This window comes from Leucobacter sp. BZR 635, from assembly GCF_048061935.2.
In the GTDB taxonomy this organism is placed as follows: domain Bacteria; phylum Actinomycetota; class Actinomycetes; order Actinomycetales; family Microbacteriaceae; genus Leucobacter.
Map to the genome: position 1 here is coordinate 13,481 of NZ_JBLUNZ020000029.1, position 19,318 is coordinate 32,798.

Genomic DNA, 19,318 nt, shown 5'->3' on the forward strand with positions numbered 1-19,318 from the left:
TGTAGCCAGCGCGACCGGGTCGGGACTATTCGGCGTCAGGATCCGCTGGGTGCTCACCGTGGAGCGCGCCGAGGGAGTCCGCAAGCTCGGGGTTCGCTGCGACAACGGACTCGAGCGCTGACTGCGCGTAGTCGCCGACAGAGTTCTCAACGAGGGTGATCCAAATATCGCCGATAAAGGCATGCGTGACACCCATGATGCCGCGCATGTCACCCGTGGCGAGCGCGACTGTGAACACGCGTGCGTCGCCGCGCTCCGTTTCGGTGAAGCCCTCGTTGCGGAGCTCTGCGAACAGCGGTGCCATTGCTGACTGCGGTAGTTCGGCAGTGAACTGGAACAGGTACACGCTGTCGAGATAGATCACCCAGTTACAGTTGCGCTCCTGCACGACCGATTCGACTGCGGTGAGCGCCGCCGGGCTCGCGAACTCGGTGAACAGCGCTCGGTCGGTCTCCCCGTAGCTCCCCGTGATGTTCTCGGGACCGACCGAGTCGAGGAACGCCTGCTGTTCTGCCTCAGCGGCAAGATTGATGGCCTCGCACTCGGGAAGCGCGAGGGGCGCGGGTTCTTCGGGCGGCTCAACGGTGATCGTTTTTGGCGGTACCCCCACCTGCTTGGGAGTGCCTGGCTCTGCAGGGTGGCACCCGGCGAGGGCAGCGAGGCTCGCCAGGAGGAGCGCGGCGAGTGCCGCTAGCTGCAGCCCCGCCCCCGCGCGTGTCAGTGTCATATCGCTACCCCAACCGCCCGACGGGTGTCAGGCGTATTGTTCCCCACCGTAGGCGCTTTCTACGAGAATTTGGGGTGAATGACGCGAAATGGCACAAGACTGGACAAGGCACTTGGTTTCGACTGCCTCTCTCGTGGCCGCGCGAATCGTGCCATTTCGTGACCGACTCACACAGCTGAGACAACCGAAAGTGCGCGCTCAAGCCAGTCGCGCACGAGCCCGCCGACGGCCTCCGGCTGCTCAAGGTGCACGTTGTGGCCGGCCCGGTCGAGCACGGCGAAGGTGCCTCGGACGTAGTGCTCGGTGAACGGGAAAGCGTCAGCGAAGCCAACGACGTGATCCTGCCGGCCGAACACGTGCAGCGCAGGAGCGCGGAACGGCCCAGTCGCACCCAACTCTGGCGCGTAAGCGTCGGTGTACGACGCGTTCAAGCGCGCGAGCACCCGGAGGCTTGCGCCGCGGATCCCGGGCAGCGCGTACCGCTCAAAGTAGCGGAGCGCCTGCTCAGTGTGCACCACGGCCATCTCCTCGAACTCGTTCCGGGCGTCGCCCGCGAGTGCGAGCACCGCCGCGTCGCGCAGCACGACCTCGCGCGGCGGGAGGATGCGCTTGGTGCGATCCAATTCGAACGCGCCAGCGAGCGTCGCAAGCCCCGCGCACTGCTCCGCGAGAGTGTGCGCGACGTGCCTGGCGACCATCGCACCGTATGAGTTGCCGATGATCGCGAAGGGCCCGCCATCCGCTATTTGCCGCACCTCGGCGAGCACCCGGTCTGCGACCTCCCGCGAGGTCTTCTCGCCGGTGTCTTCGGCGCCCTCCGCCCACGGCAGGTCGAGGTACACGCGCCGCCAGCCGCGCTCTGGCACCCAGCCCTCGAGCGGCAGCATGATGCGGTGATCCACGCCGAAGCCGTGCACCGCAATGAGGGGGATCCCCTCGCCGCGCACGTCTGCTATCACGAAGCGAGGGTATCAGGGTGACCTATAGAGTCGGTGGTGTGAAGCTGTTGAGGTTGCGCGGTCTGACGCTGAGGGAGTGCGTCAGCTTGGTGCTCATGATCCTGCCCCTCGGCATCGTAGGCGCGTTCGTGCTACTGCGCCCCGCCGTCTGGTCGAGCGACCTCGCCGTGTTCTTCTCGCAAGACGGGGAGCTGCTGCGCAGCGACGCGGGGTGGATCCTCTCGGCGCTCGCCCTCGCCGCAGCGCTGCTGTGCGCGTGGATCGGGGTGCTCGGCACCCGCGACAATTGGAAGGCGAACCGCCGCTGGCAGCGGGGCGCGCTCGGTGCTCTTGCCGCGGTCCTCGTCACTCTGCTGCTGAGCTCCTGGCAGCTCACGCAGGCGATCGGCGCGGGGGAGGACCCAGAAGTGGGACTCGCGATGTTTCTCACGATGTGCGCGATCCTCTACGGCGTCGTGTGCGCGGCCGTGACGCCACGGGATCTGGTTGAGCCCTGGTACGGGGACGACGAAGGATATTAGTGCAGCGACTCCTGATCGAGGAGCGCCGCGACGGCATCGACCATGTTCACTGCCGCAGCGTAGTGGGTGAGGTTTCGCACAGGCTTCCCCTTGAATAGTGGACCGTTGCCGTATTCGCGGTGGAACACCCGCTGATTCGCCGGGAGTACGCCGCGCGCTACCAGGAGATCCCAGAGCTCACGCGTCCTGACCCCCATGGGAATGTAGAGGGTGTCGGGCCCGAGGCTCAACGCTTCCTGCTCGGCAGCGAAGCCCTCCGCTACATGCTTTGTAGTGTCGAGGTGACCGGCCTTGATCTCCGCGGCGAGCTTGTTCGCGTACTTCGTGGGATAGTCCTTCACGATGTCGGTGAGAAACGCGCCCTCGAGCACGGTTCCGGTGAGTCCGCGTCGCAGCTTCGTGTCGCCGCCGCTCGAGGAGGCGTGGAAGTTCTGGAAGGCCTTGAACTCCCCAACGTCGCCCCCGAGCCCGAAGTTCGCGCCGATGAGCACTACGTCGCGGCGCAGGCGTGGTGCCGCCTCGGCGCTGTCAGAGAATACGGAGAGATCTCCGGTCCTTTCTCCCCAAATTCCCCAGCTTGCGCCCTGGCGAGACGGCAGCGTCCTGCTCGCCTCGTACGCGGCCACTGAGACGCTGGCGCGGTTGTTGTCCAGATGGGTTCGCAGGGTGTGTGTCACGTTCATAGTCGCAGGCTACGAAAGTTCGGCGGAGTTATCGAGGGGTTTCGCCGGGCTTGCCGGTTTCTGTACAAGCTTGGACGGATATTTGGGGCTTCGGGACTGAGGGCCCCTTGTCGAACGGCTTCGGCCTGAACGAACCCGAGAATCGAGCGGCTCTTGCTGCGCAGCTTGTGGTGTTAGTCCGTGAGGCCCGAGATCGTGTAGGCGCGCGCGATCCCGGTGGTCTGCTGGCCCCACTCGCTTGCCGAGGCGCGCGACTGGTGCAGCCGGAACGCGGCCGCGTCGGAGAAGCGCTCCGCGACTGCCCAGATCAGCGGGTCATCCGTGCGGGTGACCTCGAACGAGATGCAGCCGGGCTCGGCTCGCGTGAGCTCCACGTGGGCGGGCAGATACTTCGCCACCAGGCTCGACTCCTCGGAGTCTTCGCACCGCAAAACACCCGTCAGCCGCACCTCACTCATGGCTGCAGCCTAGCCCGAACCCGGTGAGCCAGCTGGGCTTGCACATGCTCGCTGCGTGCTGACACGATGGTCTCCGGGGCCGCCGAAAGCCCCCCGCGAAGGAGCCGCCGTGTCAGACCGCAACACCGTCAGTATCGAAGACGATGCGCTCGTGGTGACCCCGCGCGGCTTGGACAAGATCTGGGGGTTCCGGCGGCGGATCACCGTGCTGCTGTCTGCCATTTCTGGAGTTGAGATCGAGCACCGTCCGCACTACGTGCCGATGGGATGGCGTGGCCCGGGGCTCGACGGGTTCGGGAAGCTCGTTGGCACGTTTCACCCCTCGGGCGAACGGCACTACTGGAACTTCTCGGGGAAGGGGTCGGTGCTCATGGTCGATATCGATGGCGGCAAGCCGTTCGACAGGCTCTACCTCTCGGTCGCTGATGTTGAAGACGCCTGCCGCATGGTCAGGGAGGCGTCGAACCGCCGGTAGGCTGCTCGCCCTTGCGGTGCCTTGTGTGCGGACCGCCTAGTAATCCGGATACACCACTTCTGGCTCGGGGAACGACTGCGGAACCCTCCGCTCGACGGATTTGCCCGGCTCGATATCGAGCAGCATGACGTACGGCGAATCGAAGTGCATAACGCGGGTAACTATGCCGGTTTCCCTATCTACGACCATAGTGCAGCGCATTGAAGCGTCTGTGCCGTGTTCGAATGTCAGCAGCATGGACCTCTTGCCGATGCGCTCAATCATGATGGGGCGATACCCGTGGCTGTGGCCGCCCCACCAGCTCAGCCGCTCCGGGAAGGCCGGCACGACAGCGGAAGGCAGTGAATCCGAAACTGTTGTCGGGTAGGTGAGCGCTTCGCCACGGAAGCGCCTGGTTCCGCCCCGAAACTCATCGGTTTCGCCCAGCCCGTTGGCCGCGAACCAGGTTTCCGCAGCGTAATCCACCTCTATGTGCCACTGCTCGATCTCGTCGCGAGCTTGCAAGAGGGCACGGGCGTGGAAGCGGTCGACGGCTCGAAGTGCCTGCAGCTCTGCAAGCACCGTCGAGCTTTCGTCGGGTGAGAGTCTGCGATCGAAGATCATACTGAGACAGCGTATCCGCGGGCTGCGCGCTGCGGTAGGGGCGGGACTTCCTCTGGCCTTCGTCCTGCTCACTCCGCTCCACCCCCAAGCGGAGAAGCCGCACACCTCAAGATCGCTCATAAGATATGCGCTCAGCGAGGTCAGGGCTGCTGGGTAGCTGAAATCCCCTGACCTCACCGAGCACATGTCCTTTCGGCGCTGTTGGAAGAGCTATACCGCGTCGCCCTCCGCAGGCCCCTCCGTGTTCGGCTTCCAGCCGAGCGCCGGCGCGACGTGCTTCGCGAACGACTCGAGGATGTGCAGGTTGTACTCGGGGCCCAACTGATTTGGGATGGTCAACATGAGTGTGTCAGCCGCCATTACCGCCTCGTCAGCAAGGAGTTGCTCGATGAGCCGGTCGGGGGTGTCAGCGTAGGTCTTGCCGAAGGTGGAGCGGATACCGTCGATGACGCCGATCTGATCCTGTGCCTCCGAGCGCGGCCCGCCGCCACGCAACCCGAAGTAAAGTTCGTCTTGTTCGGTGACGATTGGGAACACGCTGCGGCTCACGGAGACGCGCGGCTTGCCGGTGTGGCCCGCCTCGCGGTACGCGTTGCGGAACGTGTCGATCTGCTTGCGCTGCAGCACGTCGAGTGGTTCGCCCGTCGCCTCGGTGAGCAGTGTCGAACTCATGAGGTTGAGGCCCATGCGCCCGGTCTGCTCGGCCGAGTCCATGCCGCCCGCGCCCCACCAGATGCGGTCGCGCAGCCCGGGGGACTGCGGTTCGATCGCGAGGCGGCCGGGAGGGGACATCTTCGGATCGGCCTCGACGAGGGTCTCGCCCTCGACCGCGCGCATGAAGAGGTCAAACTTGTCGCGCGCGATGTCGGCTCCGCGGGGATCCTGCGAACCCGTGTACCCGAACGCTTCGTAGCCGCGGAGCGCGGTTTCGGGGGATCCCCGGCTCACGCCGAGCGCGACTCTGCCGTCTGCGATGTAGTCAAGCGCCGCCGCTTCCTCGGCGAGGTAGAGCGGGTTTTCGTAGCGCATGTCGATCACGCCGGTCCCGACCTCGATCCGCTTGGTACGGGCGGCCATCGCGGTGAGCAGCGGGATCGGCGAGGCGGCCTGGCGCGCGAAGTGGTGCACGCGCACGTAGGCGCCGTTCACGCCGATTTCGTCTGCGCCCTCGGCGAGCTCGATCGTCTGCTTGAGCATGTCGCCGGCGGTGCGCACGCGCGAGCCGGGCACGGGGCCGTAGTGGCCGAACGATAGGAATCCGAATGATCTCATGTTGGCTGTAACAAGCTGCCGCAAATTACATTCCCGCGCATGCAGTTTGGTGCGGAGTGGCGGAGTGGCGGAGCGGCGGTGTCGCGGCGCTGAGTCTGGCGGAACAGTGGTGGATCACCGGGCCAGATCCGCGATCCGCGCCGTGCCGCTACCACTCCTGGTCACTTTGCGCCATTGTGCGCGTGAAAATGCGGGCGACGTGACTCGAATTGACCAGGAGTGGGCGGAGCGGGACAAATGGGGTGTCGCAGCGCCGCAGCACCGCAGCGCCGCTCCGCCGCTCCGCCGCTCCGGCGCAGGCTTAGGCCGACACCCCGCCGAGGTCCGCGCGCCCCGGGCGGAGCGCGTCCAGGGTCTCGCGAACGAGCTCGCGGCGCGCCTCGGGAGTGCGATCCTCCGCGAGTGACATCACCTCGTTGAGTGCGCTGAGCATGCTGCTCGCGAGCGTGCGGATGAGGATCCGTGCGTGAGGATCCTCCGCAGCGCTGCCAGCCGCGGCCGCCCAGCGCTCCCAAAGCGCCTCGCTAATCGCGTCGAGTGAGTCTGCGAGGCGGGTGAACTGGTGTGCGAGCAGGTCGGGGGAGCGGGCGATGATGGCGCGGTGCGTTTGCGAGACGTTGTTGCTCTCTGTGAGGTCGAGCTCTTGCAAGGTTCGATCCACCGCTGACTGCAGCGCGACCCACGGGGCCTCGCCGAGCGGGCGCGCGAGCACGTGGTCGATGAGCGTCTGGGTGTCGGCGGATGCCCGTGAGAAGAACGCCTCGTCCTTCGTCGCGAAGTACCTGAAGAACGTGCGCTCGGAGATGCCGGCCGCCGCCGCGATCTCCTCGACCGTCGTGGCGTCGTACCCGCGCTCCGCGAACAGCTCGATGGCGACGGCGCTGATGCGCTCGCGCGCGGCCTGCCGGGTGACCTCTCGAAGCGTTGGCGCTGACATGTTCACAGGTTAGCAGCGTCGTCTTGGCATAAGCTGCCATTCGTGACAGTGACTGTCATTATGATTCGAATTCACCCACGGAGGCATTGTGAACCCAAGTACCCCAGACGCGCAGCCGAGCCCGCCCGTCCCGCCCGCGACCCTGGGGCGCGGCACCGCCCTCATCTGGATCCTGCTCGCGGGAGCCTTCGTGATGGTGCTCAACGAGACCGTGATGGGGGTCGCGCTCCCGCCGCTCATGGCCGAGTTCGGGATCACCGCCGCTGCCGGCCAGTGGCTCACGACGGTCTACATGCTCGTCATGGCGGTACTCATCCCGATGTCCGGGTTCCTGCTTGAACGCTTCACGCCGCGCGCGATCTTCGTGACGGCGCTGAGCGTGTTTGCGGTCGGCACGGCCGCCGCGGCGTTCGCGCCGACCCTCGCCGTGCTCGTCGCGGCGCGCGTCGCGCAGGCAGCCGGAACCGCGGTGATTATGCCGCTGCTCACGACGACGATCCTCACCCGCGTGCCCGAGGGCAGGCGCGGCCGCATGATGGGGCTCATCGCGATCGTCATGTCGGCGGCCCCCGCGCTCGGACCCACCGTGTCCGGGCTGCTCATTACCGCTCTTGGCTGGCGCTCCGTGTTCCTCGTCGTGCTGCCGATCGCGATCCTCGTGCTCATCGTCGGCACGCTGCTCATCGGTCCCGGCACACGCGGTCGCGACGTGAAGTTCGATGTGGTCTCTGCGCTGCTCTCGGTCGTCGCCTTCGGCGGCCTCATTTACGGGCTCGGCAGCATCGGTGAGGCCGCGGTAGCCGACGCGGTGATCCCGCCGCTCGTGCCGATCCTCGTGGGAATCGCCGGCCTTGGGCTCTTCATCTGGCGGCAGCTCGTGCTGCAGCGCCGCGGCAACGCGTTCCTCGACCTGCGGCCGTTCCGTGAGCGCCCGTTCTGGGTCGGCGTCGCCCTCATCGTGGTCGCGATGCTGTCGATGTTTGGATCCCTCATCCTGCTGCCCATCTACATGCAGAACGTGCTCGGCCTGTCGCCGCTCACCACCGGGCTCGCGGTGCTGCCGGGTGGCCTCGTCATCTGCGTGACGGCACCCGTGATTGGCATTCTGTTCGACCGGGTGGGGGCGCGCCCGCTCGTGATCCCCGGCGCATTCATCGTCGCCGGTGGCCTCGTGATTCTCACGCAGCTCGGGCTGACGACGCCGATGTGGGTCATTGTTGTCGCGATGATTGTGCTGTACTTCGGGCTCGCCCTGCTCATGACCCCGCTCATGACCGGTTCGCTGAGCTCGCTCGAGCCGCACCTGTACAGCCACGGATCGGCGATCTTCTCGACCGTGCAGCAACTCGCGGGGGCCGCAGGGACGGCCGTGTTTGTCACGATCATGTCGGTCGGAACGGCGGCTGGTGCGAGGGCCGGGCTCGGTGAGATCGCGGCGACCACGCAGGGCATTCACGGGGCGTTTGTGCTCGCGGCGATCAGCTCGGTCATCGTGATTGTGCTCGCCTTCCTGGTGCCGAAGGGGCGCCCGGTGGCGCCTGCGGTACCTGCGGGACCTGGGGCGGCTGTGGCGCCTGCTGCGGCGGCTGCCGAGTAGGTTTGCGGGCGGTGCCGGTCGCGGGCCGGATCTCGACCTCCTCACACCCCCGATTAATCCTTCCCGAGCTTTGTTCGGGCTGTGCAAGAGTCGGACAGGATTAATCGGGGGTGTTGGGACGGGTTCGTCGGAGAGCGAGAGCGTGAAGGGCTAGGCCGGGCCAGGCCGGGCCGCGCAGCGAGGCGGTACCGGGGTACCACCCGGGCGGCACCGCGGGCCGATCCGCCCCGCCCGCCCCGCCCGTAACTTCGAAGTATGAACACGCAACCAGCATCAACAGGTCAGGCCGAGGCAGTCGTGGGCGTCGCGAACCTTGGGAAGTACTACGGCAGCGGGGCGCACCGCGTCGTCGCGCTCCACGACATTTCGATCGGGGTCGGGCGCGGCCAGTTCACCGCGATCATGGGCCCGTCCGGCTCCGGCAAGTCGACCCTCATGCACGTCATGGCCGGCCTCGACACCGCGAGCGAGGGCCGCGTCTGGCTCGGCGGCGACGAGATCACGCGCCTCGGCGACACCGAGCTCACGAAGCTGCGCAGACGCAGGATCGGCTTCATCTTCCAGGCCTTCAACCTCGTGCCGACGCTTGACGTGCGCGGCAACATCATGCTGCCCTTCCAGCTCGACGGCAAGAAGCCGAGCCTGCAAGAGATGGCGTGGATCGACGCGCTGCTCGGCCAGCTCGGTCTCGCGGAGCGCCTCGACCACCGCCCCCACGAGCTCTCGGGCGGGCAGCAGCAGCGCGTCGCCATCGCGCGCGCCCTCGCCACGAACCCCGACGTCATCTTCGCCGACGAGCCGACCGGCGCGCTCGACTCGCGCACGGGCCGCGAGGTGCTCAAGCTGCTGCGCTCGGCTGTGACGAACTCCGGCCAGAGCATCGTGATGGTCACGCACGACCCGATCGCGGCAAGCTACGCCGACCGGATCCTGTTCCTCGCAGACGGCAAAGTGGTCGCAGACCGCCCGGCGATGACCGCCGAGGAGATCTCCAAGACGATGCTGAACATGGAGGCGAACGCAGCATGAGCGCCTCAGCCCCCGCATACGCTGCACCCAGCACTCCCGCGCCCCGCCGCCCCGCGCGTGGGGCGGCTCCGGGCTCTGGCCTGCGCGAACACGCGGCCACCGTCGTCGTCTCCGCCCTGAGTACGCTCTTCGCGGTGACCCTCATCCTCGTCACCGGGGTACTCACCGCCGCCCTCGACGCCGACCTCGTTGAAGGCTCGGGCACGTTCCGCATGATGCTGCTCATCGTGTCGTTCGTGTTCATCGTGATCGCGCTGTACGTCGGCGCAATCGTCACCGCGAACACCTTCGCGACGATCATCGCCGGGCGCACCCGCACGATCGCGCTGTACCGGCTCGTGGGATCCACGTCGGCGAGGATCCGCTCCCGCGTCGCCGCTGAGGGCCTGCTCATGGGCACCATCGGCGCAGTGATCGGCTTCGCGCTCGCCGAGGGCCTGGTCTTCGTCATTACCGCGTTTGGGCCCGACTGGGGCTGGCTGCCCGCGGGCCGCGAGTACCCCCTCTTCGACCCGCTCGCGATCGTCGCCGTCGTGATCGTCGCGATCACCACCTGGGCCGCCGCGTGGGCCGGCTCGCGCCGCGTCGCAGCGGTCTCACCGATCGCCGCAACGGGCGCCGCAGTTGAGTTGCGCGCCGAGGATGCCCGCGGCCGCACCGCCCGCACGGTGTGGGCGTGGATCCTGCTCGGGATCGGTGCCGCACTCATCGCGCTCGGGCTGTTCATGAGCATCGTGAGCCCGCTTGCACTGCTCGTGAGCTTCTTCGGAGGCCTGTTCTCGTTCACCGGAATCGCGGTCGGCGCGCACGTCATCATGCCGCCCGTGCTCCGCCTCACCGGCAAGCTCATCGACCGCGGGCCGACGGGATCCCTCGCCGCCGCGAACGCGGTGCGCTTCCCCGAGCGGAGCGCCAGGTCCACGATCGGCCTCGTCATCGGCGTCACCCTCGTCACGATGTTCGCGGTCGCGATGGAGAGCTACCGCACCATGACGCTCGCGGCCTTCGACAATGATCCGGCGATGGAAGCGATCCTCACCGAGACCCTGAACATCACGACCGCGATTTTCACCGGGCTCGTCGGCTTCTCCGCGGTGATCGCGGCCGTCGGCATGGTGAACACGCTCTCGCTCAGTGTGCTGCAGCGCACCCGCGAACTCGGGCTGCTGCGCGCGCTCGGCTTCACCGGCTCGCAGGTGCGGCGCATGGTGCTCGCCGAGAGCGCCCAGATGACGCTCGCCGCCCTCGGCTTCGGGCTCGTGCTCGGCGTGTTCTACGGCTGGATTGCCGCGCAGTCGCTGCTCGGCTCCCAGGTCGGTTTCACGGCACCGAGCATCCCGTGGGTATTGGTCGCGGGAGTGGTCGTGTTCGGGATCCTGCTCGCGATGATTGCTGCGGCCGCGCCCGCGCGGCGCGCGGTACGGGTGTCGCCTGTGACCGCGCTCGCAATCGACTGATCGGCAGAGAGGGGGCGGGGGTAGGCTGGGGCCATGAGTGTAGTGATTGACCCATCCTTTGATCCTGTCCCCTCGCTCGCACAGACGACTGACGTCGTCATCGGCTCCGCTGCCGATGTCGCCGCAGCCCCCGTCCGTGCGTGCTTTATCGCCGCCGAGGGGGATCTGCCAGCATGCGATCACCTCGCTGGCATCACCCGCGAGGCACTTGCCGCCGCGGGCTTCACCGGCAAGGCCGGCCAGACCCTCCGCCTCCCCGGTGAGACGCTCTGCGTGCTCGTCGGCACCGGCGAGGGCCTGAAGACCGTCGCCAACGTGCGCGACGCCGTCGCCAGCTTCACCCGCGCAGCGAGCGACGCAGCAAAGCTTGCGCTCGACCTCGGCGAGATCACCTCGTCCGGGCTTTCGGAGCGCGACGCCGCGCTCGCCGCAGCCGAGGGCGCTGTGCTCGCGCGCTACCGTTTCGAGTCGTTCAAGGGCGAGTCGAAGCACGTCGCTCTCGAGCAGCTGCTGCTTGCTTCGGCAGACGCCGCAGCCGCGCAGGAGGGTGTGGATCGCGGCCTCGTGCTCGCACGCACCGCCGCCATCTCGCGTGACCTCGGCAACACCCCGCCGCGCCACCTCAGCGCAGAGAAGTTCGCTGAGATCGCTGAGAAGCTCGGCCCCGACTACGGCCTCGAGGTTGAGGTGTTCGACCGCGACGCGCTCATCGAGCTCGGCACCGGGGGACTCCTCGGCGTGAACGCGGGCAGCGTTGAAGAGCCCCGCATGATCAAGCTCCGGTACACCCCCGCTGGCGCGACCGACGCAACACCGCACCTCGCTCTCGTGGGCAAGGGCATCATGTTCGACTCGGGCGGCATCAGCCTGAAGCCCGCGAACTCGATGGGCAGCATGAAGCTCGACATGATGGGCGCAGGCGCGGTCTTCGCGTCGATGCTGTCGCTGCGCGAGCTCGGTGTCGAGAGCGTCGTCACCGGCTGGCTCATGTGCACCGACAACATGCTCTCGGGCACCGCAACGAAGATCGGCGACGTGCTCACCTTCCGCGGTGGCAAGACCGCAGAGGTGAAGAACTCCGACGCTGAGGGCCGCCTGGTCCTCGCCGACGGCCTCGTCCTCGCAACCGAGGAGGAGCGTCGCCCCGACGCAATCGTCGATATCGCGACCCTCACCGGTAACGCGATGGCGGCGCTCGGCCTGAGCACCGCGGCGACGCTTGCGAACAACGACCAGGTCGCCGAGCAGCTCGCTGCCGCAGCAGACCTCACCGATGAGCGCATCTGGCCGCTCCCGCTGGATCATCGCTACCGCGACCAGCTGAAGTCGAACGTCGCTGACCTGTCGAACATCGGCGGCCCGTTCGGCGGCGCGATTCTCGCAGCGCTGTTCCTCAACGAGTTCGTTGGCGATGTGCCGTGGGGCCACCTCGACATCGCGGCGACGATGGAGAGTGAGCGCGACGATCTCTGGCGCACCGCAGGATCCACCGGCTTCGGTGCACGCCTGCTGTCGGAGTTCGCGGCGGCCTTCACCGCTCCGGTCGCAACCGATGCGCCGCAGTCGAGCGTGATCAAGTAACGCCATGACTGAGACGCTGCTGGGAAACCGCGACGGATACATCGACGAGTTCATCAATTTTGTAGGATCTGCGCCGAGCTCGTATCACGCGGCGCGCTTCTCAGCGGCGATCTTCGCCGGCTCGGGCTTCACCGAGCACGCCGAGGAAGACGCGTGGGGGCCGGTTACCGCCGGCTCCCGCGGCGTCGTCGTGCGTGACGGGGCCATCATTGCCTGGCGCGCGGGCGCGGGCGTCACTGCGACGAGCCCCGTGCGCGTCTTGGGAGCCCACACGGACTCCCCGGGGTTCGTGCTCAAGCCGCAGCCCGACTTCACCGCGGCCGGTTGGTCGCAGGCCGGCGTCGAGGTGTACGGCGGGCCGCTCATCAACTCCTGGCTCGACCGCGACCTCGGCTTCGCCGGGCGCGTGGTCACCCGCTCGGGTGAGGAGCGCCTCGTCTGCACCCAGGCGGTCGCGCGCATCCCGCAGCTCGCGATCCACCTCGACCGCGAAGCGAACTCGGGGCTCACGCTCGACAGGCAGCGCAACACGCAGCCGATCCTTGCCGTGTCGTCGCCCGAGACGAGTGTGCTCGACCTGCTCGCCGCTGCCGCGAACCAGCCGCAGCCGGGGGAGGATCCGTTCGCGGATGCGCCGTCGAATGCCGTGCTCACCGCCGACGACGGGAGCCGGATCTCTGCCGCAGATATCGCCGGCACTGACGTGCGCCTCTACGACACGCAGGCCGCGAGCCGCATCGGGGCGCTTAACGAGTTTCTTGCGTCGCCCCGCCTCGACAACCTGAGCTCCACGTTCGCTGGTCTCGTCGCGCTCCTCGAAACGGAGCCGGCCCCCGGCACGATTTCGGTGTTTGCGTCGTTTGACCACGAGGAGCTCGGCTCAGACACCCGCTCAGGAGCCGCAGGGCCCTTCCTGGAGGACGTTCTCACCCGTTTGCGTGCTGGGCTCGGTGCGACCGCTGATGAGGCCGCACGCGCGATGGCAGCGTCATGGTGCCTCTCGGCAGACGCCGGGCACTCGGTGCACCCGAACTACCAGGAGAAGCACGACCCGAACGTGCGCCCGCTCGCAGGCCAGGGCCCGATGCTCAAGGTGAACGCGAACCAGCGCTACGCGAGCGACGCGCACGGTGCCGCCCTCTGGCAGCGCGCCTGCGAAGCCGCCGGGGTGCCGACGCAGGAATTCGTGTCGAACAACACGGTGCCGTGTGGATCCACCATCGGACCCATCACGGCGACCCGGCTCGGGATCCGCACCGTCGACGTCGGCGTCCCGCTTTTGTCGATGCACTCTGCCCGCGAGCTTGTGCACGTCGACGACCTGCACGGCCTCGCACGGGCCATTGGGGCGTTCTACGCGGGAGCGTAGCGTGACACTCAGCCGGGGCCCACACTGCGGGCCCCGGGCCCGGGCCCGGCTGAGTAGTTCGCAATCGAAATTTTGTGGTGGGTTAGATAGGATCAGGCCATGAGCGAGGTGCAACGGCAAGGCGAGAAGGTGCTTGCGCTGCCCACAGACCGGTTGATGCCGAATATTCAACGGTTCGGGAAGCAGGCGATTGAGTTCACCTTTCTCGGGCCGAACATTCATGGGCAGCCGACCTGGATCATGTGGAACGCGAGCGAACCCAACTTCATTGGCATGCTCAGCCAGGGCAAGATGGGGTACCACTTCGAGCAGCGCACCGGCGACGGTGTGCACCGACTTGAAAACATCTCACTCAACCGGGTGCAGCGTGCGCTCGGCGGGTGATTTACCGAGCTCTGAGCGCGTTTGCGAGTGATTGCGACACGCCAGGGATGCCGGACGGGGGCCGCGATTTGCGCCCCGTGTGGTTTCTGCCCTAAGCTCATATCTCGGTAGCAGGCAAGAAATTGTCTCGGCCCCATCGTTTAGCGGCCTAGGACACCGCCCTTTCACGGCGGCAGCACGGGTTCGAATCCCGTTGGGGTCACTATTACCGAATACAACTAAATATGCATGGCCCTGTAGCGCAGTTGGTTAGCGCGCCGCCCTGTCACGGCGGAGGTCGCGGGTTCAAGTCCCGTCAGGGTCGCTAGATTGGGGAAGCCCTTCTTCGGAAGGGCTTCTTCATCTTCACGGCGATCGCCTAGAGTTGGGTATCCAGTTCGATTGATCGTCTGGCTCTGTAGCTCAGTTGGTAGAGCGTTCGACTGAAAATCGAAAGGTCACCGGATCGATGCCGGTCGGAGCCACGTAGCGGTCATTACGCCGCTGCTGAACCCCCATGAGGCTTCTACTCGTGGGGGTTCCTTTATTTCCTGGGCGGTAGCTTCGGCTCCTAGGTTGCCGGGTTGCCGGGCTGCGGACGGTGTCTCGCTGAGACTCATCGTGTGCCGAGCTGCTGGGCGAGCTGCGAAACATGCACCTCCCGTCCCCTCTGCCTTGCGCGGCTCCAAGGTCGGCGCTTAGCTTGCGACACCCTAGTCCTCCGACTGAATCTCTCCGAGCCAATGGCTCGTGGCGAGGCGCGCCCACCCAGATCGCGCCCACCCAGATCGCGCTCAGAAGACATGTCCTCAGCGAAGTCAGGACAAATTTGCAGTAGAAAAGACATGACCTCGTTGAGGACATGTCTTTTCGTCGTTCTTGGTCATTGAGGTTCGAACCCTCCACTGTGAAGAGTCGTCAAGCGCTCGTGGGCGGCAGCCGGTGCCGTCGAAGCGGGCCGCACGGCAGCATCACCCAGCCGCCGCCAAGACAGTGGAAATACACTGAATCCCATGAGTTATCGAGAGCTGTATTCACAGCGGCAGGAGGTCGTCGGCGAAGCACTTGCCGACGGTGAGTGACGTCCACGCCCCGGCCGCGCGCAGAGCCTGACTCGAAGTGCGGCTGGTTTTGTGAACCCAATTCTCAACGCTTGGGGGAGTAGCTCACGCCGCAGCGCGCCCTGCTCCCGGAAGGTGCACTCATGCAACCCATTACCGAATCATTTATCCGTTCCTCCTTCATCAACGCGTCGCGTCGTGAGGTGAAGGAACTCTCCCTCCCCGCAGACTTCGAGGACTTCACCGAGGCACATTGGGCAGGGCTCGACTTCCTGGGGTGGCGCGATCCTAAGTTCGCGCGCCGCGGGTACGTCGTTCTGCCGCGCCTTGACGGGGAGCCCGTCGGTGTATCCCTCACCCAGGCGGAGGCCACCCCGCGTACACGCGCGATGTGTAACTGGTGCCAGGATGTCCGCAGGCCCAACGAGGTTGTCTTCTGGGGTGCGAAGCGCGTCGGCGACGCCGGGCGTCGCGGCAACACCGTCGGCACGCTCATCTGCCGAGAGTTCCAGTGCTCGCGGAATGTCCGTAACGATTCGCCGCCGGCCTATGACGGCTATGACGTCGCGGCAGCCCGCCAGCGCCGCCTTGACACGCTCCGGCTGAAGGTCGACGGCTTCGCCGACATGCTCATCACGGGGAGGTAAGCGCCAGTCGGCTTGAGGGTCGACGTGTGGCTATGCCCGACGTATGCTCTGGGCATGGCCGCACGCTCGATTGTTCGGATTACCCTGGGAAGCTTTCTCACGTTCGCGGGGATCGCCCACCTCACGATCGCCCGCGAGGAGTTTCAGGCGCAGGTGCCCGACTGGGTGCCGCTCGACCCCGACACGACCGTGGTCGCCTCAGGGGTGGCGGAGGTCGGGCTTGGGGCTGCGCTGCTCGTCGCCCGGAAACACCGCGGGCTGGTCGGCATCATCGCCGCGCTCTTCTTCGTCGCGGTGTTCCCCGGCAACCTGTCGCAGTGGGCGAACGGCCGCGACGGCTTCGGCCTCGACACGGACACGAAGCGCTTCGTGCGGTTGTTCTTCCAGCCGGTGCTCATCTGGGCTGCGATCTGGTCGACGCGCGGCGGCGCTCGCCGCAGGGCGCGGGCGACGCAAGACGGGCCCGCGGAGTAACCGCAGCAACCCCGGGCAAGCGCCGCAAAGACGGCTAGCGCCGCCCGCGCCCCTACGAGTTCCGCAGCCCCGGAATGAGCGACGGCGTCTTCGCGCGATACTCCCGGTAGGCGGGGTCGTCGCCCCACGTGCGCTCGGCCTTCGCCTCGAGCAGCGGGATCCCGGACACCCGCGTGAGCAGCACGATCACGAACACCGGCGACAGTAGCGCCACCCACTGCCAGCCCTGCAGCAGCGGAAGGGCGACGACGAGCACGCCGATCCACAAGAGGATCTCGCCGAGGTAGTTCGGGTGCCGCACGACCGACCACAGCCCCGTGCTGATGAACTTGCCGCTGTTCGAGGGGTCCTTCTTGAACCGGCTCTTCTGCAGGTCGGCGGTGACTTCGATGCCGAAGCCGAGCAGCCAGATGGCTACGCCGAGCCATGCGCTCCAGTCGAGGGGCGCGGTGTTCGCCGAGGAGATCGCGATCCACGCGGCCGCGGCGGTGAGGCTGATCCAGAGCCCCTGCAGCATCCACACGGAGAAGAAGCGCAGCGGGGCGACCCGGATCTTCGCGAAGCGGTCGTCGCCGCCCGTGCGGAGGTTGCGCACGAGCAGGAAGCTGCCGAGCCTGGCCGCCCACACGATGACGAGCGCGCCGAGGATGAGGCTGCGCGGGTCGCGTTCGGGGGAGAGCGCGAGCAGCGTCACGGTGACGCTGATGTAGGTGACGCTGCCGGTGGCGTCGAAGAAGCGGTCGGTCTGCGCGATGGCGGCCGGCACGTAGGCGATCCACTGCACCGCGAAGGCGATGACCACGGCGAGCGCGAACGCGGGGATGCCTGCGACGCTCCAGCCGTGCTGGCTGCCCGCGACGGCGAGCGCGGCGCCGAGCACCGCGGCAAGCGCAATGATGAGGATCGAGGTCGAACGTTTCTGGATCATGTTGGTTCCTGGTCGTCGTTGGATCGGGATCTGGATCTGTGGGGCGTTGGGGCGATGGTGCTCGGGATCGCGGCTAGAGCGAACGGCGCACTCCTGGCGACTCAGCCGTACAACTCGTCGATGGTGGGGCGCAGTGCGTCGAGGAGCGCCTGCCGCTTGAGCTTCATCGTGGGGGTGATGAAGCCGTCGGCGCGGTCGGCACCGATCGTCACGAGCCGCGAGTACTGCGCGCGCTCTGAGGGCGGCACGGTAGCGTTGGCCGCCGTGATCGCAGTAGACAGCTCGGCAGTGAGGCGGGCGTCTGCGAGCACGGCAATGCCGGGAGACGAGAGCTCAGCGGGCGGAGTCTCGCCGCGCCGCCGGAACCACTCGGTGGCCGCCTCGGTGTCGAGCACGAGCGCCGCGGTGAGGAAGGGGCGGTCGGTGCCGAGCAGCACCGCGTGTGCGACGAGCGGGTGCGCCTCGACCGCCTGCTCCCACGGCTCTGGGGAGACGGTGCGGCCGGTCGACGTGACGATGACGTGGTTCATGCGGCCGTGCAGGGTGAGTGTGCCGTCGGCGCTGAGGGATCCGAGATCCCCCGTGCGGAAGAACCCGTCGACGAACGCCCCCGCGTTGCGCTCAGGGTCGGTGTAGCCGGCGAACACTCCGATGCCGCTGGCGAGTACCTCGCCGGTGTCTGCGATCCTCACCCGGTTGCCGGGCAGCGGCGTGCCGACGCTGCCCGCGGCGAGCGCGCCTGGTCGGCCGCCGGTGAGCGGGGCGGTGGTCTCGGTGAGGCCGTAGCCCTCGATGATCGGTACCCCGATGCCGCGGAAGAAGCGTGCGAGCTCGGGCTGCAGCGTTGCCGCCCCCGAGAGCAGGTACTCGATGCGGTTGCCCATTACTGTGCGCAGTCGCCGGTAGAACAGCCGGTCGAAGAGGGCGTGACGTGCGCGGAGACCGAGTGGGGCGCGTGCCGCGGTGCCCGGGTCGGCGGCGTCGCGCTCCTCGAGGAAGGATCCCCAGCGCTCCGCTGTGCGCACGGCGGCGTCCCACACGCGCGAGAGCTTCTTCTCCCGCGCCGATGCGGCGGCCGCCCCCTGGATCCGCTCGAGCACGCGCGGCACCACGACCAAGAACGTGGGTTTGAGCACCGCGAGCGCCCGCACGACCTCCTGCGGGTTCGCGAGGTGCGCGACGCGCATGCCGTTCGCGACGCAGATGAGCTGCAGGGCTCGCCCGAGCACGTGGGTGAGCGGCAGGAAGAGGATCGTATTGCCCGTCTCGCGCACCACCTCGCGGTACGCCGCCGCGGTGTTGAGCACCTGCCCGACGAGGTTGCGGTGGGTGATGCGCGCGCCCTTCGGGCTCCCGGTGGTTCCCGAGGTGTAGACGACCGTCGCGACGTCGTCGAGGCTGGCGGTGAGCCGCCGCCTTTCGAGATCCTCGGGGGTGACGTGCGTGCCGCGAGTCGCGAGCTCGCTCATGGGGAGGCCGACCCTGGCAGCACCCGCGCCAGATCCCGGTTCGAAGACCCAAAGGGTCGGCACGGGAGCCCCGGCCGCTGCGGCGGCGGTAGCGATGCGGCGGGCGAGCGCCGGCGTACCCACGAAGGCTGCGACCGGGCGCGCGTCGGTGAGGATCGCCGCCAGCTGCGACTCTGGCGCGGTGTCGTAGGCGGGCACGACGACTGCCCCTGAGTACAGCGCCGCGTGGTCTGCGACTGCCCAGAGATACTGCGTGCCCGCAACGATCATGACGGTGTCGCCGGCGGTCACTCCGCTCGCGATGAGGCCGCGGGCTGCCGCCTCGACCTCTGATGCGAATGCGCGCGTGCTGATCTGTCGCCACGGATCGGTGAGGTCCGCGCCTGGCGCCCGTGTTTCGAATGCGATGTGATCGGGGGCCTTCGCGCAACGGGCGGCGAGCAGGTCGGTGACGTTGTGGATCCCCGAGATGTCCACGAGCGGGGAGGTGGCTGCCTCGCGGAGCGTGCCGGGAGCGACCGGCGGGGGTGTGCTCATGGTGAGTGCTCCAATCGTGGGTGGGGGAGGCGGTGGGTCGCACAACCCATCTTATTGAAGTATCTCGCAAAGCTAACTATATGCCTCGTTAGCTAACCCGGTTTTGGCCAAACTCGGCCCACGGGACCGACTCGGGCGACGTCTTGGGTTATTATTGGCTACAGCTGTAGT

The 19,318-nt window shown here is 67.3% G+C and carries 19 protein-coding genes and 3 tRNA genes; 13 read left to right on the forward strand and 9 right to left on the reverse strand.

The window, feature by feature from the left end; translation table 11 throughout:
* Window positions 1–25: 25 nt before the first annotated feature.
* Together ACI1US_RS05635 and ACI1US_RS05640 are read right to left on the reverse strand one after the other, a co-directional pair.
* Window positions 26–727: a hypothetical protein gene (locus tag ACI1US_RS05635; RefSeq protein ID WP_461638847.1), complete on the reverse strand. Its 702-nt coding sequence runs from the start codon at window positions 725–727 to the stop codon at window positions 26–28.
* Window positions 728–894: 167 nt separating this feature from the next.
* On the reverse strand, window positions 895–1,686 hold the full coding sequence (locus ACI1US_RS05640; protein WP_461638849.1) for an alpha/beta fold hydrolase: 792 nt from the start codon (window positions 1,684–1,686) through the stop codon (window positions 895–897).
* Between the two features lie 86 nt (window positions 1,687–1,772).
* On the opposite strand from ACI1US_RS05640, the gene ACI1US_RS05645 reads away from it, so the two are divergent.
* Complete coding sequence (locus ACI1US_RS05645; protein WP_461638851.1) at window positions 1,773–2,207, forward strand: hypothetical protein; 435 nt, start codon at window positions 1,773–1,775, stop codon at window positions 2,205–2,207.
* On the opposite strand, the gene ACI1US_RS05650 is transcribed toward ACI1US_RS05645, so the two are convergent.
* Both ACI1US_RS05650 and ACI1US_RS05655 read right to left on the reverse strand, forming a co-directional pair.
* Entirely contained in the window at window positions 2,204–2,890 is a 687-nt protein-coding gene (locus ACI1US_RS05650; RefSeq protein WP_461638853.1) for a hypothetical protein, read from the reverse strand. The genes ACI1US_RS05645 and ACI1US_RS05650 overlap by 4 nt on opposite strands.
* 173 nt (window positions 2,891–3,063) lie before the next feature.
* On the reverse strand, window positions 3,064–3,348 hold the full coding sequence (locus ACI1US_RS05655) for a putative quinol monooxygenase (RefSeq protein WP_461638855.1): 285 nt from the start codon (window positions 3,346–3,348) through the stop codon (window positions 3,064–3,066).
* Between the two features lie 109 nt (window positions 3,349–3,457).
* On the opposite strand from ACI1US_RS05655, the gene ACI1US_RS05660 reads away from it, so the two are divergent.
* Window positions 3,458–3,823, forward strand: coding sequence for a hypothetical protein (locus ACI1US_RS05660; RefSeq protein ID WP_461638857.1), 366 nt, complete (start codon window positions 3,458–3,460; stop codon window positions 3,821–3,823).
* Between the two features lie 36 nt (window positions 3,824–3,859).
* Here ACI1US_RS05660 and ACI1US_RS05665 read toward each other — a convergent pair whose 3' ends face one another.
* From ACI1US_RS05665 to ACI1US_RS05675, 3 genes are all read right to left on the reverse strand, one after another.
* Entirely contained in the window at window positions 3,860–4,426 is a 567-nt protein-coding gene (locus tag ACI1US_RS05665; RefSeq protein WP_461638859.1) for a hypothetical protein, read from the reverse strand.
* 210 nt (window positions 4,427–4,636) lie between these two features.
* Window positions 4,637–5,698, reverse strand: coding sequence for an LLM class flavin-dependent oxidoreductase (locus tag ACI1US_RS05670; RefSeq protein WP_461638861.1), 1,062 nt, complete (start codon window positions 5,696–5,698; stop codon window positions 4,637–4,639).
* 301 nt (window positions 5,699–5,999) lie between these two features.
* The gene (locus tag ACI1US_RS05675) at window positions 6,000–6,635 is read right to left on the reverse strand and encodes a TetR family transcriptional regulator (protein WP_461638863.1); all 636 of its coding nucleotides are present in this window, start codon (window positions 6,633–6,635) and stop codon (window positions 6,000–6,002) included.
* 88 nt (window positions 6,636–6,723) lie between these two features.
* Here ACI1US_RS05675 and ACI1US_RS05680 point away from each other — a divergent pair, with 88 nt between their 5' ends.
* From ACI1US_RS05680 to ACI1US_RS05730, 11 genes are all read left to right on the forward strand, one after another.
* Window positions 6,724–8,232, forward strand: a complete 1,509-nt coding sequence (locus ACI1US_RS05680; RefSeq protein ID WP_461638865.1) for an MDR family MFS transporter — start codon at window positions 6,724–6,726, stop codon at window positions 8,230–8,232.
* A 255-nt stretch (window positions 8,233–8,487) separates the two neighbouring features.
* Entirely contained in the window at window positions 8,488–9,261 is a 774-nt protein-coding gene (locus ACI1US_RS05685) for an ABC transporter ATP-binding protein (protein WP_461638867.1), read from the forward strand.
* Window positions 9,258–10,718: an ABC transporter permease gene (locus ACI1US_RS05690; protein WP_461638869.1), complete on the forward strand. Its 1,461-nt coding sequence runs from the start codon at window positions 9,258–9,260 to the stop codon at window positions 10,716–10,718. The genes ACI1US_RS05685 and ACI1US_RS05690 overlap by 4 nt, the downstream gene beginning before the upstream one ends.
* Before the next feature lie 33 nt (window positions 10,719–10,751).
* Window positions 10,752–12,299, forward strand: a complete 1,548-nt coding sequence (locus ACI1US_RS05695; RefSeq protein WP_461638871.1) for a leucyl aminopeptidase family protein — start codon at window positions 10,752–10,754, stop codon at window positions 12,297–12,299.
* Between the two features lie 4 nt (window positions 12,300–12,303).
* A complete protein-coding gene (locus tag ACI1US_RS05700) occupies window positions 12,304–13,668 on the forward strand; it encodes a M18 family aminopeptidase (protein WP_461638873.1) in 1,365 nt (454 codons plus the stop codon).
* A gap of 99 nt (window positions 13,669–13,767) precedes the next feature.
* Window positions 13,768–14,052: a hypothetical protein gene (locus ACI1US_RS05705; RefSeq protein ID WP_416549854.1), complete on the forward strand. Its 285-nt coding sequence runs from the start codon at window positions 13,768–13,770 to the stop codon at window positions 14,050–14,052.
* Between the two features lie 129 nt (window positions 14,053–14,181).
* Window positions 14,182–14,254, forward strand: a tRNA-Glu gene (locus tag ACI1US_RS05710).
* 28 nt (window positions 14,255–14,282) lie between these two features.
* Window positions 14,283–14,356, forward strand: a tRNA-Asp gene (locus ACI1US_RS05715).
* Window positions 14,357–14,443: 87 nt separating this feature from the next.
* Window positions 14,444–14,516, forward strand: a tRNA-Phe gene (locus tag ACI1US_RS05720).
* A 719-nt stretch (window positions 14,517–15,235) separates the two neighbouring features.
* Window positions 15,236–15,739: an FBP domain-containing protein gene (locus ACI1US_RS05725; protein ID WP_461638875.1), complete on the forward strand. Its 504-nt coding sequence runs from the start codon at window positions 15,236–15,238 to the stop codon at window positions 15,737–15,739.
* A gap of 54 nt (window positions 15,740–15,793) precedes the next feature.
* Window positions 15,794–16,213: a DoxX family protein gene (locus tag ACI1US_RS05730; protein ID WP_461638877.1), complete on the forward strand. Its 420-nt coding sequence runs from the start codon at window positions 15,794–15,796 to the stop codon at window positions 16,211–16,213.
* A 52-nt stretch (window positions 16,214–16,265) separates the two neighbouring features.
* Here ACI1US_RS05730 and ACI1US_RS05735 read toward each other — a convergent pair whose 3' ends face one another.
* Both ACI1US_RS05735 and ACI1US_RS05740 read right to left on the reverse strand, forming a co-directional pair.
* Window positions 16,266–17,141 (reverse strand): DUF1295 domain-containing protein, encoded by an 876-nt coding sequence (locus ACI1US_RS05735; protein WP_461638879.1) that lies wholly within the window; start codon window positions 17,139–17,141, stop codon window positions 16,266–16,268.
* A 101-nt stretch (window positions 17,142–17,242) separates the two neighbouring features.
* Window positions 17,243–19,147, reverse strand: a complete 1,905-nt coding sequence (locus ACI1US_RS05740; RefSeq protein WP_461638881.1) for an AMP-dependent synthetase/ligase — start codon at window positions 19,145–19,147, stop codon at window positions 17,243–17,245.
* Window positions 19,148–19,318 lie beyond the last annotated feature (171 nt).

Bases quoted from the DNA above. Each gene is read 5' to 3' on its own strand.
- ACI1US_RS05635 (WP_461638847.1), bottom strand. From the start codon at position 727: ATGACACTGACACGCGCGGGGGCGGGGCTGCAGCTAGCGGCACTCGCC.
- ACI1US_RS05650 (WP_461638853.1), bottom strand. From the start codon at position 2,890: ATGAACGTGACACACACCCTGCGAACCCATCTGGACAACAACCGCGCC.
- ACI1US_RS05655 (WP_461638855.1), bottom strand. From the start codon at position 3,348: ATGAGTGAGGTGCGGCTGACGGGTGTTTTGCGGTGCGAAGACTCCGAG.
- ACI1US_RS05665 (WP_461638859.1), bottom strand. From the start codon at position 4,426: ATGATCTTCGATCGCAGACTCTCACCCGACGAAAGCTCGACGGTGCTT.
- ACI1US_RS05670 (WP_461638861.1), bottom strand. From the start codon at position 5,698: ATGAGATCATTCGGATTCCTATCGTTCGGCCACTACGGCCCCGTGCCC.
- ACI1US_RS05675 (WP_461638863.1), bottom strand. From the start codon at position 6,635: ATGTCAGCGCCAACGCTTCGAGAGGTCACCCGGCAGGCCGCGCGCGAG.
- ACI1US_RS05685 (WP_461638867.1), top strand. From the start codon at position 8,488: ATGAACACGCAACCAGCATCAACAGGTCAGGCCGAGGCAGTCGTGGGC.
- ACI1US_RS05690 (WP_461638869.1), top strand. From the start codon at position 9,258: ATGAGCGCCTCAGCCCCCGCATACGCTGCACCCAGCACTCCCGCGCCC.
- ACI1US_RS05695 (WP_461638871.1), top strand. From the start codon at position 10,752: ATGAGTGTAGTGATTGACCCATCCTTTGATCCTGTCCCCTCGCTCGCA.
- ACI1US_RS05700 (WP_461638873.1), top strand. From the start codon at position 12,304: ATGACTGAGACGCTGCTGGGAAACCGCGACGGATACATCGACGAGTTC.
- ACI1US_RS05705 (WP_416549854.1), top strand. From the start codon at position 13,768: ATGAGCGAGGTGCAACGGCAAGGCGAGAAGGTGCTTGCGCTGCCCACA.
- ACI1US_RS05725 (WP_461638875.1), top strand. From the start codon at position 15,236: ATGCAACCCATTACCGAATCATTTATCCGTTCCTCCTTCATCAACGCG.
- ACI1US_RS05730 (WP_461638877.1), top strand. From the start codon at position 15,794: ATGGCCGCACGCTCGATTGTTCGGATTACCCTGGGAAGCTTTCTCACG.
- ACI1US_RS05735 (WP_461638879.1), bottom strand. From the start codon at position 17,141: ATGATCCAGAAACGTTCGACCTCGATCCTCATCATTGCGCTTGCCGCG.
- ACI1US_RS05740 (WP_461638881.1), bottom strand. From the start codon at position 19,147: ATGAGCACACCCCCGCCGGTCGCTCCCGGCACGCTCCGCGAGGCAGCC.